General features: G+C 39.4%; 15 protein-coding genes. 5 read left to right on the top strand and 10 right to left on the bottom strand.

Going from position 1 to position 17945, the window contains the following annotated elements; genetic code table 11:
- The first annotated feature begins 165 nt into the window (after window positions 1-165).
- From ftsB to ispF, 3 genes are read left to right on the top strand one after another with little or no spacing between them, the layout of a single operon-like run.
- Window positions 166-444 (top strand): cell division protein FtsB, encoded by a 279-nt coding sequence (gene ftsB / locus LIX50_RS09070; RefSeq protein ID WP_048953088.1) that lies wholly within the window; start codon window positions 166-168, stop codon window positions 442-444.
- Window positions 444-1121, top strand: a complete 678-nt coding sequence (gene ispD / locus LIX50_RS09075; RefSeq protein WP_048953087.1) for a 2-C-methyl-D-erythritol 4-phosphate cytidylyltransferase — start codon at window positions 444-446, stop codon at window positions 1119-1121. The genes ftsB and ispD overlap by 1 nt, the downstream gene beginning before the upstream one ends.
- Complete coding sequence (ispF, locus tag LIX50_RS09080) at window positions 1118-1591, top strand: 2-C-methyl-D-erythritol 2,4-cyclodiphosphate synthase (RefSeq protein WP_048953086.1); 474 nt, start codon at window positions 1118-1120, stop codon at window positions 1589-1591. Before ispD ends, ispF begins: the two co-directional genes overlap by 4 nt.
- A 601-nt stretch (window positions 1592-2192) precedes the next feature.
- Here the strand turns inward: ispF and LIX50_RS09085 are convergent.
- Entirely contained in the window at window positions 2193-3845 is a 1653-nt protein-coding gene (locus tag LIX50_RS09085; protein WP_048953085.1) for a phospho-sugar mutase, read from the bottom strand.
- Window positions 3846-4080: 235 nt separating this feature from the next.
- Between LIX50_RS09085 and dnaE the strand changes: the two genes are divergently transcribed.
- Window positions 4081-7560: a DNA polymerase III subunit alpha gene (gene dnaE, locus LIX50_RS09090; RefSeq protein WP_048953084.1), complete on the top strand. Its 3480-nt coding sequence runs from the start codon at window positions 4081-4083 to the stop codon at window positions 7558-7560.
- A 38-nt stretch (window positions 7561-7598) separates the two neighbouring features.
- Here the strand turns inward: dnaE and ilvA are convergent, their stop codons facing one another.
- The 9 genes from ilvA to metN all read right to left on the bottom strand — a co-directional run bounded on the left by ilvA (window position 7599) and on the right by metN (window position 16903).
- Entirely contained in the window at window positions 7599-9140 is a 1542-nt protein-coding gene (gene ilvA, locus LIX50_RS09095) for a threonine ammonia-lyase, biosynthetic (protein WP_048953083.1), read from the bottom strand.
- An 81-nt stretch (window positions 9141-9221) separates the two neighbouring features.
- Window positions 9222-11060 carry a dihydroxy-acid dehydratase gene (ilvD, locus tag LIX50_RS09100; RefSeq protein WP_048953082.1) on the bottom strand — a complete coding sequence of 613 codons (1839 nt, stop codon included), beginning with the start codon at window positions 11058-11060 and terminating at the stop codon, window positions 9222-9224.
- 59 nt (window positions 11061-11119) lie between these two features.
- A complete protein-coding gene (ilvM, locus tag LIX50_RS09105; protein ID WP_048953081.1) occupies window positions 11120-11338 on the bottom strand; it encodes an acetolactate synthase 2 small subunit in 219 nt (72 codons plus the stop codon).
- Window positions 11338-12996: an acetolactate synthase 2 catalytic subunit gene (ilvG, locus tag LIX50_RS09110; protein ID WP_048953080.1), complete on the bottom strand. Its 1659-nt coding sequence runs from the start codon at window positions 12994-12996 to the stop codon at window positions 11338-11340. Before ilvG ends, ilvM begins: the two co-directional genes overlap by 1 nt.
- 163 nt (window positions 12997-13159) lie before the next feature.
- Entirely contained in the window at window positions 13160-13795 is a 636-nt protein-coding gene (locus tag LIX50_RS09115; RefSeq protein WP_048953079.1) for a DUF421 domain-containing protein, read from the bottom strand.
- Entirely contained in the window at window positions 13795-14250 is a 456-nt protein-coding gene (locus tag LIX50_RS09120) for a DUF3290 family protein (protein WP_048953078.1), read from the bottom strand. The genes LIX50_RS09115 and LIX50_RS09120 overlap by 1 nt, the downstream gene beginning before the upstream one ends.
- A gap of 76 nt (window positions 14251-14326) precedes the next feature.
- Entirely contained in the window at window positions 14327-15148 is an 822-nt protein-coding gene (locus LIX50_RS09125) for a MetQ/NlpA family lipoprotein (RefSeq protein WP_048953077.1), read from the bottom strand.
- A gap of 38 nt (window positions 15149-15186) precedes the next feature.
- Window positions 15187-15876 carry a methionine ABC transporter permease gene (locus LIX50_RS09130; protein WP_005629721.1) on the bottom strand — a complete coding sequence of 230 codons (690 nt, stop codon included), beginning with the start codon at window positions 15874-15876 and terminating at the stop codon, window positions 15187-15189.
- Window positions 15866-16903, bottom strand: a complete 1038-nt coding sequence (metN, locus tag LIX50_RS09135) for a methionine ABC transporter ATP-binding protein MetN (RefSeq protein WP_048953076.1) — start codon at window positions 16901-16903, stop codon at window positions 15866-15868. The genes LIX50_RS09130 and metN overlap by 11 nt, the downstream gene beginning before the upstream one ends.
- A 175-nt stretch (window positions 16904-17078) precedes the next feature.
- On the opposite strand from metN, the gene gmhB reads away from it, so the two are divergent.
- Window positions 17079-17633, top strand: a complete 555-nt coding sequence (gene gmhB / locus LIX50_RS09140; RefSeq protein ID WP_048953075.1) for a D-glycero-beta-D-manno-heptose 1,7-bisphosphate 7-phosphatase — start codon at window positions 17079-17081, stop codon at window positions 17631-17633.
- The last annotated feature ends 312 nt before the right edge of the window (window positions 17634-17945 follow it).

Here is a 17945-nt window from a genome sequence, read left to right on the forward strand (position 1 = left end):
TTTGGTTTTTTACTTCATCTTCTCTGAATATCTCTTTAGTTTGTGACATGGATCACATTTTTCTTTTCATTTTGTGACGAATATGTACAGCATTTTTTTATGCTATCGCCTTTCCTCTTTTTTCACGGTAAACTATCAGCATTTTTCTTGTATAACATAAAGATTATGCGACTTTTGATTCTTATTCTTTTCGCCATATTGGCACTGTTTCAATATGATTTATGGTTTGGACGCAATGGATTTTGGGATTATCGTGAAACTGCGGTAAAAATTGTAGAAAATCATGCTGAAAATGAAAAACTTTCCCAGCGTAATCAACGCATTAATGCGGAAATTCAAGGATTAACAAAGGGGTTTGAATCGATTGAAGAACGAGCAAGGATGCAGCATGGTATGGTAAAAGAAAATGAAGTGTTTTATCACATTGTGAAAGAGAATAAATAATGGATCGTCCAATTGTTGTTGTATTACCTGCAGCTGGAGTAGGCTCGCGTATGCAAGCGGATAAACCAAAACAATACCTAGCGTTGTTAGGTAAAACGTTGTTAGAACATACGCTTGATATCATGCTAACTCATACAGCGATTTCGAAGATTATATTAGTCGTGAGTAAAGATGATCCTTATATAGCCAATTTATCACTTTCACCTAAAATTCAATTGGTAGAAGGTGGTGAAACGAGGGCTGAATCAGTGCTAAATGGTTTGAATGCAATTTGTGATAAAAATGCTTGGGTACTAGTACATGATGCGGCTCGTCCTTGTTTACAGCATACTGATATTGATAAATTATTAACCATTGATGATGAACAGGGGGCAATTTTAGCAATTCCCGTAACAGACACAATTAAGCGTTCAGATAATCAACAACGTATAGTTGTGACTGAAGATCGTAGTCAGCTTTGGCAGGCTCAAACACCACAATTTTTTCAAGTGGAATGCTTGAAAAAAGCACTTTCTACAGCCCTACAGCAAGGGCTTCAAATTACGGATGAGGCTTCTGCAATGGAGCATGCGGGTTTTCGACCGCACTTGGTAGCTGGTCGTAGTGATAATTTGAAAGTCACGCGTCCCGAGGATTTGGCATTAGCTGAATTTTATTTAACAAGGAATAAATTATGATGAGAATTGGACATGGGTTTGATGTTCATGCTTTTGGAGAGAATCGCCCATTAATTATCGGTGGTGTAGAAGTACCATATCACACTGGTTTTATAGCACATTCGGATGGTGATGTGGCTTTACATGCCTTGACTGATGCAATTTTAGGCGCGGCAGCACTAGGCGATATTGGCAAACTTTTCCCTGATACAGATATGCAATATAAAAATGCAGATAGTCGTGGTTTATTACGTGAAGCTTTTCGTCAGGTTCAAGAAAAGGGATATAAAATTGGGAATGTTGATGTAACTATTATTGCTCAGTCACCCAAAATGCGCCCATATATTGATGCAATGCGTGTAAAAATTGCTGAGGATTTACAATGTGATATTGAGCAAGTCAATGTAAAGGCCACGACCACGGAAAAATTAGGTTTTACAGGGCGAAGTGAAGGCATCGCCTGTGAGGCCGTTGCATTGTTAGTATATTGATAGTGATATATCGTAAGTGCGATAGCGTGCCTAAAAGAATTTTATCGTATTTCAAATTTTGTGATCTAGATCACAGTTTCTAAAAGTGAAAAGTCATACCATATATCTGCACAGTAAGTTTGTTGTCAATGACGCAAGCTATAAATCAAGATTTAGGCACAAGAATGGACGTTTGTACCATTTGGCATAGAGCTGTGCATCTTGCCTATTGGGTTTGGCGGACTGTTGTCTGACATTCCCGAACGATATCCTAATCAGTGAAATGATAACGAGTGAGTCGCTCACCTTTATTATGAAGTGGCCATTGATGATAGGACAACATCCATAGCTGGATGTGGGGCAAATGGAGGGCTTCAGTCCGCTTCTTTGTCCACCAACCTTGTTGTTAGGTGCGATATTGTTAGTTGTTGTTGGCTAATGGAATGCTTATATGGGGTGTAATGATGTAACCATTCCATTAGTCAAACTATCTCAAATTCTAATTTTTATTAATCTATTAGTCATCCTTGTAATTCTAATTTTATCTGCTGATATTTATTGGGTTTCAGATATAAAAAAACGCACTTTCTACAAAGTGCGTTTTATTTTTAGAAACGATTAATTAGCAGGCTTGTTTGCCATAAGCATCTTGGCGAAGAATGTGACGAACACCTTCATCAAATTCTGCTAATACGCGATCTGCATCTTTTGGATCTTTACCGCGCGCATCCAAGTAGAATTTAATTTTTGGTTCAGTACCTGAAGGACGAGCAATTAAGCGTCCGCCATTTTCCAAGTTGAATACAAGGATATCGCTTTGACGATCTGTTTTAGTATGGTCGATAAATTGTGCCACTTTCACTCCAGCGATTTCTGCTAGTGGATTGTTACGAAGTGCGGTCATTAATTTTCCGATTTCTGAAAGATCACTTACTCGAATAGAGATTTGTCCACTCACATAAGCACCAAATTCTTTGGTAAATTCATCAGCATAATCCGCTAAAGTTTTGCCTTGTTTTTTCAAGTTACGCACAAGATCTAAGAACACGATTGCTGCAGAAATACCGTCTTTATCGCGTACCTTGTCTGGGTCAACTAAATAACCCAATGCTTCTTCAAAACCAAACAATAAGCCAGATACTTTACCGATATATTTGAAACCAGTTAAGGTTTCTTCTGATTGGAAACCGTATTTTTTCGCAATTTCAGCGAGCGCAGGAGAAGAAACAAGTGAGCAAGCCAATGTGCCTTGTTTGCCTTGATATTGTTTTGCTAAGTACCAACCTAAGAAACAGCCTACCACGTTGCCGTGTAGTGATTTCCAGTTGCCTTGTGCATCAGGCACAGCAACCGCTAAACGGTCTGCATCTGGGTCATTAGCAATGATAAATTCAGCATTCTTTTCTTTTGCCACTTTAATTGCTAAATCTAATGCGCCTTTTTCTTCTGGATTTGGAAAGTTCACGGTTGGGAATGTGCCATCTGGCCAAACTTGATCTGCGACTACGTGTGGTTGTGGTAAGCCTGCTTTTGCCAGCGTCTTACTTAAAACTTCATAGCCAACACCGTGCATAGCGGTATAAACATAGTTAATGTCGCAAGCTGGCTCTTTAGCTAATGATGCAGTTTTTGCAATGTACGCATCTACCACTTCATCATTTAACACCACATAATTATCACTACGTGGTAAATCTTGGATATTGCCTGCCGAAACTTTATCAATTAATGCTGCGATGTCTTTATCTGCTGGTGAAACGATTTGACCGCCGCCATTTGCTTTACCTAAATACACTTTATAACCGTTATCTTCCGGTGGATTATGGCTTGCTGTCACCATTACACCTGCAGTGGTATCAAAATATTGGATAGCATAAGCCAATACTGGCGTAGGTAATTTACGTGGTAATAAATAAGCTTTTACGCCTGCACCCGCCATAATTTCAGCCGTGTCACGGGCAAAAACATCAGAGTTTTTACGGCCGTCGTAACCAATTACGATAGATGGTTCTTTATCGTAATCTTTTAAATATTCCGCTAAACCGCCAGCAGCTTGAGAAACTAACACTCGGTTCATCCCCATTGAGCCAGCTTGTAAACGGCCACGTAAACCTGCCGTACCAAATTGTAAACGACCATCAAAACGCGCATGTAATTCTGCTTCTGCTGCTTTATCTCCGCCTTTTGCCGCATCTAAAAGTGCGGTTAATTCTGCATGAGTTTCTGCGTCAGGATCTTGGTTTAACCAATTTTGCGCTACATGAAAAAGAGTTGTCATAGGATCATCCTTATTCTCTTGAAATAAATAAATCGCTGCTAGACTAGCCGAAATCACCCAAAATGGGAACGGATAATTATCAAAATTTTGATCTACTTAACATTTTTTGTTCACGCAATCGGTTATCCGAGCTAATTAGGAAAGCCGTTTGTTGCATAGGCATTTGTTTGAAAAATTCGCTATAATACCGCCTCAATATTTACGGCAAAATTTAACCGCACTTTAAGGATTTTCAATGTCATCCCAGCCTCGTTTCGTCCATCTTCGCACGCACACAGATTTTTCGATGATTGACAGTATCGTCAAAGTGAAACCGCTAGTAAAAGCCTGTGCTGCTAATGAAATGGTTGCAATGGCACTAACGGATTTTACAAATTTTTGCGGTGTGGTGCGCTTTTATGGCGAGATGCTTTCTTTAGGGATGAAGCCAATTATCGGGGCAGATGTAAAAGTCAAAAGTACATTATGTGGCGATGAATACTTTGATCTGACTTTGTTGGCTAAAAATAATGAAGGCTATAAAAATATTACTTTATTGTTATCAAAAGCTTACCAGCGAGGTTATAACGACTTACCTTATATTGATCAAGATTGGCTTATTGATTATCGAGAAGGGGTGATTATCTTATCTGGTGGTATACAGGGAGATGTGGGAAAGAAATTATTAAAAGATAATGCTGATGAGATTGAAAGTACGGTCGCATTTTATCAAGAATTTTTTCCCGAGCATTTTTATCTTGCTCTTAGCCGCACAGGAAGAGCGGATGAAGAAAGTTATATCCACGCAGCACTAAAATTAGCTGAACGTTACCATTTACCGTTAGTTGCTACAAATGATGTGGTATTCCTCAAGCAAGATGATTTTGAAGCCCACGAAATTCGTGTGGCGATTAGAGATGGTTATACTTTAGATGATCCTAAACGCCCAAAACGTTATACCTCCGAACAATATTTCCGTTCAGAAGAGGAAATGTGTGAGTTATTTGCAGATATTCCCTCAGCTTTAGAAAATACGCTTTTAATTGCTCAGCGTTGTAGTGTAACGCTTCGTCTTGGTCAATATTTTTTACCAAAATTTCCAACGGGTGAATTGAGCACGGAGGATTTCTTAATAAAAAAAGCCAGAGAAGGACTAGAGGAGCGTTTAGTATTTCTATTTCCGGATGAGAAAATTAGGGCCGAAAGACGGGCAGAATATGATGAACGTTTAGAAGTGGAATTAGGTGTTATCAACCAAATGGGATTCCCTGGTTATTTCTTGATTGTGATGGAATTTATTCAGTGGTCAAAAGATAATGATATTCCAGTGGGACCAGGACGAGGTTCGGGGGCTGGTTCTTTAGTTGCCTATGCATTGAAAATTACCGATTTAGATCCGCTTGAGTTTGATTTGCTGTTTGAGCGTTTTTTAAATCCAGAACGGGTATCTATGCCTGACTTTGACGTGGATTTTTGTATGGATGGTCGAGATCGTGTTATTGAGCATGTTGCTGAAACTTACGGACGCGGTGCAGTATCACAAATTATCACCTTTGGTACCATGGCGGCAAAAGCGGTGATTCGCGATGTAGGGCGCGTATTGGGACATCCTTATGGTTTCGTTGATCGTATTTCGAAATTGATTCCTCCAGATCCAGGAATGACGCTCGCAAAAGCGTTTGAAGTTGAGCCACAATTGCAAGTGGCGTATGACAGTGATGAAGAGGTGCAAGCCTTAATAGATATGGCGCGTAAGTTGGAAGGTGTAACCCGTAATGCGGGTAAACATGCGGGAGGCGTAGTAATTTCTCCAACTTTAATTACGGATTTTGCGCCGCTTTATTGCGATAATGAAGGGCTTCACCCTGTTACCCATTTTGATAAAAGCGATGTGGAATATGCAGGGCTTGTGAAGTTTGATTTCTTAGGATTACGTACTCTGACTATCATTAAGTGGGCATTAGATATGATTAATGCTCGCATGGCTCGAGAAGGTAAGCCACTTGTTGATATTGCAGCGATCCCTCTAGATGATCATGAATCTTTTGAACTGCTTAAACGTTCTGAAACTACAGCTGTATTCCAGCTAGAATCTCGTGGTATGAAAGATTTGATCAAACGCCTTCAACCTGACTGTTTTGAAGATATTATCGCGTTGGTAGCATTGTTCCGTCCTGGTCCTTTGCAGTCAGGAATGGTGGATAATTTTATTGATCGTAAACATGGACGAGAAGAAGTATCCTACCCTGATGCAGAATATCAACATGAAAGCTTGAAGCCTATTCTTGAGCCAACTTACGGTATTATTTTGTATCAAGAGCAAGTGATGCAGATTGCGCAAGTGTTGGCTGGTTATACGTTGGGTGGAGCAGACTTATTGCGTCGAGCGATGGGGAAAAAGAAGCCAGAGGAAATGGCAAAGCAGCGTTCTGTGTTTAAAGAGGGGGCGGTAAAAAACGGTGTTGATGGTGAGCTTTCCATGAAGATTTTCGACTTGGTGGAAAAATTTGCTGGCTATGGTTTTAATAAATCTCACTCCGCTGCTTATGCCTTGGTGTCTTACCAAACGCTTTGGCTCAAAACCCATTTCCCTGCAGAGTTTATGGCTGCGGTGATGACATCTGAAATGGATAACACGGATAAAATTGTGGGTTTATATGATGAATGTTTACGTATGGGATTAAAGGTTGCTCCACCAGATATTAACGTGGGTAAGCATCATTTTAGTGTTAATGACCAAGGTGAAATTGTATATGGTATTGGCGCAATTAAAGGTGTGGGGGAAGGCCCGATTGAGGCACTTGTGACCGCTAGAAATGAAGGGGGAATTTTCAAAGACTTATTTGATTTATGTGCTCGAGTAGATTTGAAGAAAATTAACCGCCGGACTTTTGAAAGCCTAATTATGTCCGGTGCCTTTGATAAATTAGGTCCACATCGCGCCGCACTTTCTAAGAATTTAGAAGATGCCCTTAAAGCATCTGATCAACATGCTAAAGATGAAGCTATGGGACAAACGGATATGTTTGGGGTACTGACTGAAACCCACGAAGAAGTCGAGAATGCCTATGCTAATACCCCTCCTTACTCAGAAAAACAAATTCTTGATGGTGAGCGTGAAACACTAGGGCTTTATTTAAGTAGTCATCCTGTAAGCCGATATTTAAAAGAATTATCTCATTACACATCAATACGTTTAAAAGATTTGACACCAAATCGTCGTGGGCAAATAAGTACTGCCGCAGGATTGTTAGTTTCATCTCGTATAGCAATGACTAAAAAAGGTAATCGACTCGGTATTGCAACATTAGATGATCGTTCTGGTCGTTTAGATTTAACTTTATTTGGTGAAAGTTTAGAGCAATTTGGTGAAAAGTTACAAAAAGATACTGTAGTGATTGCTTCTGGACAGGTCAGTGTTGATGATTTCTCAGGTGGCTTAAAAATGACGGTGCGAGAGTTAATGACCTTAGATGAGGCTCGTTCTCGTTATGTCAAATCCTTAGCTATTAGTCTTTCTGAGCATCAAATTACACCAAGTTTCATTAAACAACTTAAAGCATTACTTGAGCCGGTGAGTGGTGGAACTTTGCCGATTAACGTGTATTACCAAAGTCCGAGAGGTCGTGCGTTGTTACGTTTGGGCGTGCAATGGTCGATCATTCCAACAGATGAAATTCTGACAGAATTAGTGAATTTACTTGGCGAAAGTGCGGTGGAATTAGAGTTTGAATAATACAAAGGCGTGAAAAATATCACGCCTTTTTTATAAGATTAACGTAAGAAATAACGATAAGATTTGCTTTCTGTTACATCTTCAAAAACATAATTGAGTTGAGCAAGTGCCTGTTCAAATTCTGCTTGTTCGCGTTTTTCAATTTGGAAACCAGCAAGGATATTTCCATAGTCCGCGCCGTGGGCACGATAGTGGAATAATGAAATATTCCAACGATTTTGTAATGTTTCCAAGAATTTTAATAACGCACCTTTTTGCTCAGGGAATTCGAACGTATATAAGCGTTCGTTATCATTGGCTGCTCGTCCCCCCATTAAATAGCGAACGTGCGTTTTCGCAATATCATCATCAGACATATCCTCAACATCAAAACCATTTTTTGTGAGGTCTGCAATAATGTCTGCTTTTTCTTGCTCATTTGTCGTTCTTACCCCAACAAACACGCAAGCACGTTTATCATCTGCATAACGGTAACTGAATTCGGTTACAGCTCGGTTACCTAATACATAAGCAAATTTTAAGAAACTACCGGGTTGCTCAGGCATGGTCACAGCTAATAAAGCCTCTCGGTTTTCACCAATTTCACAACGTTCAGATACATAACGTAATGTATGGAAATTCAAGTTCGCGCCAGACAAAATTGCCGCCATATTTTGGCCTTCAATATGGTTTTGTTTCACATATTTTTTCAAACCGGCTAAACCTAATGCACCTGATGGCTCCGCAACAGCACGAACGTTCTCAAATAAATCTTTCATTGCTGCGCACGCTTCGTCACTATCGACCAATACCATATCGTCAAGATATTGCTGACATAGACGGAATGTTTCGTCACCAATGCGTTTTACGGCAACACCATCCGCAAATAATCCAACATGGGTTAAATCTGTGGGTTCGCCTTTATCGAGAGCGGCTTTTAAACATGCAGAATCCTTTGATTCTACACCGATGATTTTAATTTCTGGCATAAATTGCTTAAGCAAAATTGCCACGCCTGCAGCTAAACCACCGCCTCCGACTTGTACAAACACATAATCCAAATCTGCCACTTGTTGTAGCATTTCCATCGCTAACGTGCCTTGTCCTGCGATCACTAATGGATGATCGAATGGAGGAATAAATGTCATATTTTTTTCTTTTGAAAGCTCAATCGCTTTTGCTTTGGCTTCATCGAAATTAGCACCGTGCAACAACACCTCGCCACCAAATCCACGCACTGCATCCACTTTAATGCTTGGGGTATTTTGTGGCATGACGATCAATGCTTTTAAGCCTAATTGTTTCGCTGATAATGCCACGCCTTGTGCATGGTTACCCGCAGATGCCGCTATCACTCCTGCTTCTTTTTGTTCTGCTGAAAGGCTAGAAATCATTGCGTAAGCACCGCGTAGTTTAAAACTATTTACTGGCTGACGGTCTTCGCGTTTAATCCAGATATTATTGTGCAGTCGTTCAGAAAGTTTTCCCATTTTTTGTAAAGGGGTCACTTGCGCAGCTTCATATACGCGTGAACCAAGTTTAACAATAGCATTGATATAATCTGATTGAGAAGGTTGAGGATTGGTGAGTAGGTTTTTCATAGTGTTTGTTTTAATGATGAAGTGCGGTTAGTTTTTCCTTTGTTTTATCCCCCTCTTATGAAGGAGGGGGGAACCGTTAAATTATTTTAATAATGTTTTATCGCGTACCGCACCTTTGTCCGCAGAGGTGGCGAAGTGACCGAATACTTTCAATGCGAAAGATACTTCACGCTCACGGTTAGCTGGTTGCCAACCTTTTTGATCTTGTTCAGTTCTGCGTGCTGCGAGTTCTTCATTACTGATTTCTAAGTTAATTGCACGATTTGGAATATCAATGTTGATAATATCGCCATCACGTACTAAGCCGATTGCACCGCCAGAAGCGGCTTCTGGTGAAGCATGTCCAATAGACAAGCCTGATGTACCACCAGAGAAACGACCATCCGTTAATAAAGCACATTTTTTGCCCAAGCCCATCGATTTTAAGTAACTGGTTGGGTATAACATTTCTTGCATACCAGGTCCGCCTTTAGGGCCTTCGTAACGGATAACAACGACATGACCTTCTTTGACTTTGCCACCTAAAATACCTGCAACCGCATCTTCTTGGCTTTCAAATACGATTGCACGGCCGGTGAATTTCCAAATAGATTCATCTACACCCGCGGTTTTAACGATACATCCGTCTTCAGCGAGATTACCGAATAATACGGCTAAGCCACCTTCTTGTGAAATCGCATTTTCTTTATTGCGAATACAACCATTTACACGATCATTATCGACGGTATCCCAGCGGCAATCTTGTGAGAATGCTTGAGTTGTGCGGATGCCTGCAGGGCCTGCACGGAAGAATTTATGTAATTCTTCATCTTGATTGCGAATAATATCGTATTGGTCTAGTTGTTCTCCCATGCTCATTCCAAGCACGGTGTGCGTATTTTTATGAATTAATCCAGCGCGATCTAATTCCCCCAACAATCCCATAATACCGCCTGCGCGGTGTACGTCTTCCATGTGGTATTTATTGGTGTTTGGTGCAATTTTGCTTAAACAAGGTACTTTGCGCGATAAACGGTCAATATCTGCCATTTTAAAATCTACGCCAGCTTCTTGTGCTGCCGCTAACAAGTGTAAAACTGTATTGCTTGAACCACCCATTGCGATATCGAGGCTCATTGCATTCTCAAAGGCATCAAAAGTACCGATTGAACGAGGCAATACGCTTGCATCATCTTGTTCGTAATAACGTTTGCAAAGCTCGACAATTTGACGACCAGCTTTTAAGAATAATTCTTTTCGGTCAGCATGGGTCGCCAACATAGAACCATTGCCTGGTAAAGATAAACCTAACGCTTCAGTTAAGCAGTTCATAGAGTTTGCGGTAAACATTCCTGAGCAAGAACCACAAGTTGGGCACGCACTGCGTTCAATGGCATCAATGCGTTCATCTGACACATTTGGATCGGCTGCCTCAATCATCGCATCAACCAAATCTAAGCGGATTAATTGATCAGAAAGTTTTGTTTTACCCGCTTCCATTGGGCCGCCTGAGACAAAAATTGTCGGAATATTTAAACGCATTGCCGCCATTAACATTCCTGGGGTGATTTTGTCACAGTTGGAAATACACACCATCGCATCAGCACAGTGTGCATTGACCATATATTCCACGCTGTCTGCAATTAAATCACGGCTTGGCAAAGAATAAAGCATTCCACCGTGTCCCATCGCGATACCATCATCCACCGCAATGGTGTTAAATTCTTTTGCTACACCGCCCGCTTTTTCAATTTCTGCGGCAACAAGCTGTCCCATATCTTTTAAATGCACATGCCCTGGCACAAATTGGGTGAAAGAGTTCACCACCGCAATAATCGGTTTACCAAAGTCATTTTCTTTCATTCCTGTCGCACGCCATAAGGCACGAGCGCCTGCCATATTACGACCTTGTGTACTAGTCGCTGAACGTAGTTTTGGCATAAATAATCTCTCCGAGTAAAATTTTGTTAGAGTAGTGTGCAATGCCTTGCACTTAATTCTTATTTTATTTCGTTTACATCTGGCAATTTCGCCAACTGATTCACTAATAGATCTAAAGTGCGGTCAGATTTTACGGTGATTTTTAACCGCACTTGGGTTTCAATCAATGTCATTTCCATTGTTGTAACGGTAAACCCGCGATGGCGTGCTACACGCAAAATGCGTTCTAGTACTTCAGGACGATGGCGAGCGACGAGTTCAATTTTATATTCATTCATTAGTTCATCTCCTCTACCATATCCGCGTTACATGCACCCGGTGGCACAAGTGGCCATACACATTCATCAGGTGGAATACATACTTGTAATAAATAGGCTGTTTTGCTGTTTAATAATCGGTTGAGTGCTGCATCCACATCATCAGCTGACTTAATACGTTCTGCAGGAATACCGAACGCATTAGCAAGCATCACAAAATCTGGGTTGTCATCTAAAATGGTTTCACTGCGCCGTTTATTCCAGAATAAATCTTGCCATTGACGAACCATACCTAAGCGTTGGTTATCTAATAGCAAAATTTTTACTGGTAAATTGCCACGTTTGATTGAGCCCAATTCTTGGATATTCATCATGAGTGAGCCATCACCCGTAACCAAAATGACTTCATCTTGCGGGCGTGCTTTTTTTGCCCCAACAGCGGCGGGTAAGCCAAAGCCCATTGTGCCGAAACCTGCCGAAGTAATGTAGTTCTCTGGTGCAAAATGCTTCATATGTTGCGCTGACCACATTTGATGCTGACCTACATCGGTACAAATTACCGCATTATTTGGTTTGTGATTAGATAGGGTGTTGAGTAATGCCCAAGGATCAATCGGGCGGTTACCTTGATTTTCAATATAAGTGAAATCTAATTTTGTTTTGAAATTTCTGATTTGTTCACGCCAAGGTTCAATATCAAGATCTTGTTTGAGTGCATTAAGTGCTTGGATTAAATCCCCTTGTAATGCAACATCTGCACGGCGTAATTTATGGATTTCTGCCGCATCAATATCACAATGAATCACTTTGGCATGAGGCGCAAAAGTATCGAGTTTACCTGTTACACGATCGTCAAAACGAGCACCGCATACGAGTAATAAATCGCTTTCTTGCACGGCAAAATTAGCAGCTTTTGTACCATGCATACCAATCATTCCCATATACACATCATTGTTTGGATGAATTGCACCTAAACCTTTTAAAGTGGAGACTGATGGCATTTGGGTTTGAGCTAAAAATTCGCGTAAGGCAGGAACAGCTTTCGCCATACCAACACCGCCACCCACATAAAGCACCGGTTTTTTAGCATTTTTTAATAATTCTTTTGCTTCAGCGAGTTTATCTACTGAAAGTGCGGTTGGTTTTTCTGGTGTTTTAACATAGGCTTTTACATTCTCAGGCACTTCACCAATTTGAATATCGCGAGGCACATCAATAAGAACTGGGCCGGGGCGTCCGCTTTGGGCAATTTCAAAGGCTTCCGCAAAAACATCGGCTAATTCATCCGTACTTTGCACGATAAAACTGTGTTTAGTGCAAGCAAGGGATAGTCCTAGAACATCAGCTTCTTGGAACGCATCCGTGCCGATTAATGGAGAGGAAACTTGACCGGTAATGGCTACAACTGGAATGGAGTCCATCATGGCATCGCCTAATCCAGTGACTAAATTGGTGGCGCCTGGGCCTGATGTTGCAATACAGACGCCCACTTTTCCTGTGGAGCGAGCATAACCGATCGCCGCGATGGCAGCTCCTTGTTCATTACGACAAAGTAAGTGATCTAAGCCTGCATCATAAAGGGCATCGTAGGTTGGCATGATTGCGCCACCTGGATAGCCAAAAAGAGTCGTGACGTGGTGTGCTTTCAGGCACTCCATGATGAGTTGTGCACCTGTCATTGTGTTTGTTTCCGGGTCTTTTATTATTTTTGTCTGAGCTTTCATTGTAACGAAATTTTATAGCATTGGTAGGGCTAGCCTGAAAAAAAGTCAAATATTGAGACAGAAATTTTAAAAAAAAGACCAATAACTTAAATTATTGGTCGTGACTTTCATTAGTAGATTAGTTTGGGTCATAAAGGTGTGTAATTAATTGACCATTCAAATATTCACCAATATATACCTGATTTACAGTGAGTTTATTAGTATCTAATTCAGCATGAACCCAATTTTCATCTCGATTAATGATATCAAGAATATCGTAATCAATTTGCCCATCAATAATTAATGGATAGCGTAAATCTTCATCTCCGTATTGAATGATTGATAGTTGCCCATTTTGTTCAAGTACAGCTCGTTTTACGGTAGAGATTTCATATATGCCTGCTGCACGGAGTTTAAACATTAAATCATGGGCTGAGATACCATTTTTCATACATTCACTAGTTTGTACTTTGCCATCTAAAATTACCCAAACTGGGCTCCCATCGATAATATTTTTCACAAATCGGTTATGATTTTTGATAAAACGTAGTGTAAAAATTAATAATGTCCATAAAATGAGAACAAGGGAAAATTGTAGTATGCCAATATTGTCATTATAAATGACAGCGCCAATAATGCCGCCCAGTACATAATTTTGTACTTGATCCATGGCTGATGTTGGAGCAAGGTTTCCCTTACCCATTAAATTAATCTGTAAAACAAGACCAATAATGCCCATTGTAAGTTTTATAGCAAGAAATGAATAACTTTCCATTATTTATTTTCCTTATCAATAATATTGATATTCGGGTTGACTAAATTGATTTCAGAGAGTGTATAAGCAGTAAAATCATTATTAAAATTTACCTGATAGTATTTATCCTTAATATTTAAGATCATACCATTTGTAATTTTCTGGTTATTTACTCGTAGATCCTCAAATTGTAAATTTTGTGATGTTTTTACTGAGTTCAAAAATGTAACAATGCGAGAAGTATCATTTGCATATACTTGATTTTGTTCATATTGATTATATTGAATACCAAGTAAGAGAATAATTAAGAGCAGAAAAATAATACTGAGATCTCGGTATTTGGTTTCTAAACGATGGCGAAGATATAAACTTGTTACTAACAGAAGCGCACCAAGTGAAGTAAAAATTGCGATGTATTTAAAATAATCTTGAAAATACATACGGTTTTCTAAATAGAAATAAGTAAAAAAAGACATAAAAATATCCCAAGCTTAGATAAGAAAATCCCTTGCAGAGCAAGGGATTTAGTAATGCGTTAAAGTGCGGTAGAAATTACCAACCTTTTACAACACCATCTTTAAAGTGTTTTTTAGCTTCTTGGTAAACTTCTTCTGTTTGGTAAGATTTTACGAAGTCTTGAACAGCTTTGCTGTCTTTGTTATCGGTACGAGAAACGATAATGTTCACATATGGAGAATCTTTATCTTCTACAAATACACCGTTATCTTGAGCATTTAAGCCTACTTGACCCGCATAAGTATTGTTTACTACAGCTAAATCAACATCGTCTAATGCGCGTGCCGCAACGGAAGTATCTACTTCAGTGATGTTTAATTTTTTCGGATTTTCAACAATATCTAATACAGTTGAAAGAAGGTTATTTGCATCTTTTAATTTGATTAAACCTTGTTTTTCAAGAAGAATTAATGCACGGCCACGGTTTGTTGGATCGTTAGGAACAACAACTTTAGCACCTTCTTGTAATTCATTCACATTTTTGATTTTTTTAGAATAACCCGCTAATGGATAGACGAAAGTATTACCCACGATGACTAAGTTATTTAAATTTTTCGCTTTTGCATCTTCATCTAAATAAGGTTTATGTTGCATTGCGTTTGCATCTAAATCACCTTTAGATACCGCTTCATTTGGTAATGCGTAGTCATTGAATTCAACGAATTGAACGTCTAAACCATATTTTTCTTTAGCGACTTTTGCGGCAATTTCTGCAACTTGGTGCTCAGGGCCAGACATCACGCCGACTTTGATTTTAAGTGGTTCAGCTGCAGCTTCAGGTTTTTTATCTTCTTTACAGCCTGTTAAAACGAGAGCTGATGCGATTGCAGTGATTGCAAAAAGTTGTTTTAATTTCATAGGATTTCCTTCCTGTTTAAGTTAAGAGTTGTGTTTAATTAACGATGATCCACTTTTTTAGCCAGTGTATCGCCGAGTTTTTGGCTAATCATAACGAATAGCACAATAATAATGGTGGCCACCCAGGTGACATAAGGCATATTGCGATATACGCCGTAGTTGATAGCGAGGCTACCTAAACCACCGCCGCCTTGCGTCCCCGCCATTGCAGAATAACCAACTAAAGTGACTAGTGTGAGCGTGATGCCATTAATTAGTGTCGGTAGTGCTTCTGGCAAATAGAATTTACGTACAATTTGCCATTTAGTCGCGCCCATTGCTTGAGCGGCTTCGGTTAAACCATTTGGAATTTCCATTAATGCATTAGCAGTTAAGCGAGCTACGAATGGCATCGCACAAATACTTAATGGAATAATCGCTGCCGTTGTGCCTAATACGGTTCCCACGATAAAACGAGTTACAGGTAATAATATTAAGAGCAAAATAATAAATGGAATGGAACGTCCAATATTAATGATCGTGTTTAACACAAAATGAGTGCGGTTATTTTGTAAAATCTCATTTTTTCCAGTTAAGAAAGTCCATACGCCAACAGGCACCCCGACTACTACGGCAAGTAAAGTAGATGCAAAGCTGATATAAATAGTTTCATAAGTTGCGGTTGCGACAACACCCCACATTTGAGGTGTTAATTGCTGGCTGAATGTTGCCAAGAAATCATTGAACATAACCTAGCACCTCCACGCGCACGTTGTTTTCCATTAAATAAACTTTGGTTTGAGTAATAGCATCTTCATCGCCTTCTACTTCAGCAATGGTATAACCAAATTTCACACCTCCAGCATAATCAATTTGTGAGGTTAAAATACTGAGCTCCACGCCAAATTTTTTTGATGCTTGAGAAAGTAACGGAGCATCGACTGAGCGACCGGTAAATTCAAATTTGATAATTGGATACGCTTTGCTATGTTTCGGCGTATCAGTAAGATTTTCCAAATATTCATCAGGTAGGCTGATGTGGAAGGTCGAACGAATAAACTCTTGTGCTAATTCTGTTTTAGGGTTTGCAAAAATTTCACCGACAGTACCTTGTTCAACTAGGCGACCTTGATCAATGACAGCAACTTGATCACAAATCTGTTTAACAACTTCCATTTCATGGGTAATCAGCAAAATCGTAATACCTAAAGTGCGGTTAATTTCTTTTAATAATTTCAGAATAGATTGTGTCGTTGCAGGATCTAATGCGCTAGTTGCTTCATCACATAATAAGACTTTAGGATCGCTGGCTAAGGCGCGTGCAATGGCTACACGTTGTTTTTGCCCGCCAGAAAGATTACTTGGGTAAGCATCACGTTTTTCGCTTAAACCAACAAGCTCTAAAAGTGCGGTAATTTTTTCTTGGATTTTTGCTTTTGGCTCACCTTCCAATTCTAAGGGTAATGCCACGTTTTCAAATACGGTGCGAGAACTTAGTAAATTGAAATGCTGAAAAATCATTCCAATTTGACGACGAGTACGTACTAACTCGCGATCAGAAAGTCCTGTTAATTCTACACCGTCCACAATAACGGAACCGCTAGTTGGTTTTTCTAATAAGTTCACACAGCGAATTAACGTACTTTTTCCTGCGCCAGATGCGCCGATTACTCCGCAAATTTGACCTTTTTCGATGTTTAATGAGACATTATCAAGCGCAGTCAATTTCTTGCTAGGCAGCTCAAAAATCTTCGTTATATTGCTTAGCTTAATCATATAAGCCCTTTTTATTTGCTATTTTTAAATCTGTTTCGGTATTCTAGATGTCTAGATTGCTATGTCAATATGTCAGATTATCTTTTTTAGACAGATTGGTTATGAGTTATATTTGCTAATTGCTTGGATTAAATAGATAATTTTCGTCAATTTGACATGTATAAAAGGTAAGAGAATGAATAAGGCTATATTTTTAGATCGCGATGGCACGTTAAATATTGATTACGGTTATGTACACGAAATTGATAACTTTAAGTTTATTGATGGTGCGATTGATGCATTGCGAGAATTAAAGAAAATGGGATATATATTGGTGTTGGTTACCAATCAATCTGGAATTGCGCGTGGTTATTTTTCTGAGGAGCAGTTTTTACAGTTAACAGAATGGATGGATTGGTCATTGGCTGAACAAGATGTGGATTTGGATGGTATTTACTATTGCCCACATCATCCTGAGGGAAAAGGTGAATATAAAGAAGACTGTGATTGCCGGAAGCCTAAATCTGGAATGTTATTGCAAGCGATCAAAGAATTAAAGATCGATCCTACTCAATCTATTATGGTTGGAGATAAAGTTGAAGATCTAAAAGCGGGAATTGGCGCAAAGGTGAAAATGAATGTATTAGTTCGTACAGGTAAACCAGTAACAGAAGAAGGCGAGAGGATAGCTGATTATGTGTTAGATTCTCTCGTTGATCTTCCGAGAATTTTAAAACGATTAAAAAAATAGCTCAAAAGATCTATATTTTGCTCTAATCGCTTGCGCTTTAATCAAAAGATCATTTTTTTTAATATTTTTACAAAAAGTACTTGCAAGGGCTTTGAAAATCCCTATAATGCAACGCACACAACGACGCACTGTTGTGAAGTATTTAAGTTTCCAAGTGCGTCGTTGTTTTTTGCTCTTTAACAATATATCAGACAATCTGTGTGGGCACTTGTTGATTGACTTGTTTTAAAAATATTTTTAATTTTGAAGTCTTAATAGGTGCTTAACTGAAAATTCATAATTACTTTTTTAAGTAGTGTTTTTATTTATAGC

Source organism: Haemophilus sp. Marseille-P9675, from assembly GCF_916862695.1.
GTDB classification, from domain to species: domain Bacteria; phylum Pseudomonadota; class Gammaproteobacteria; order Enterobacterales; family Pasteurellaceae; genus Haemophilus; species Haemophilus haemolyticus_K.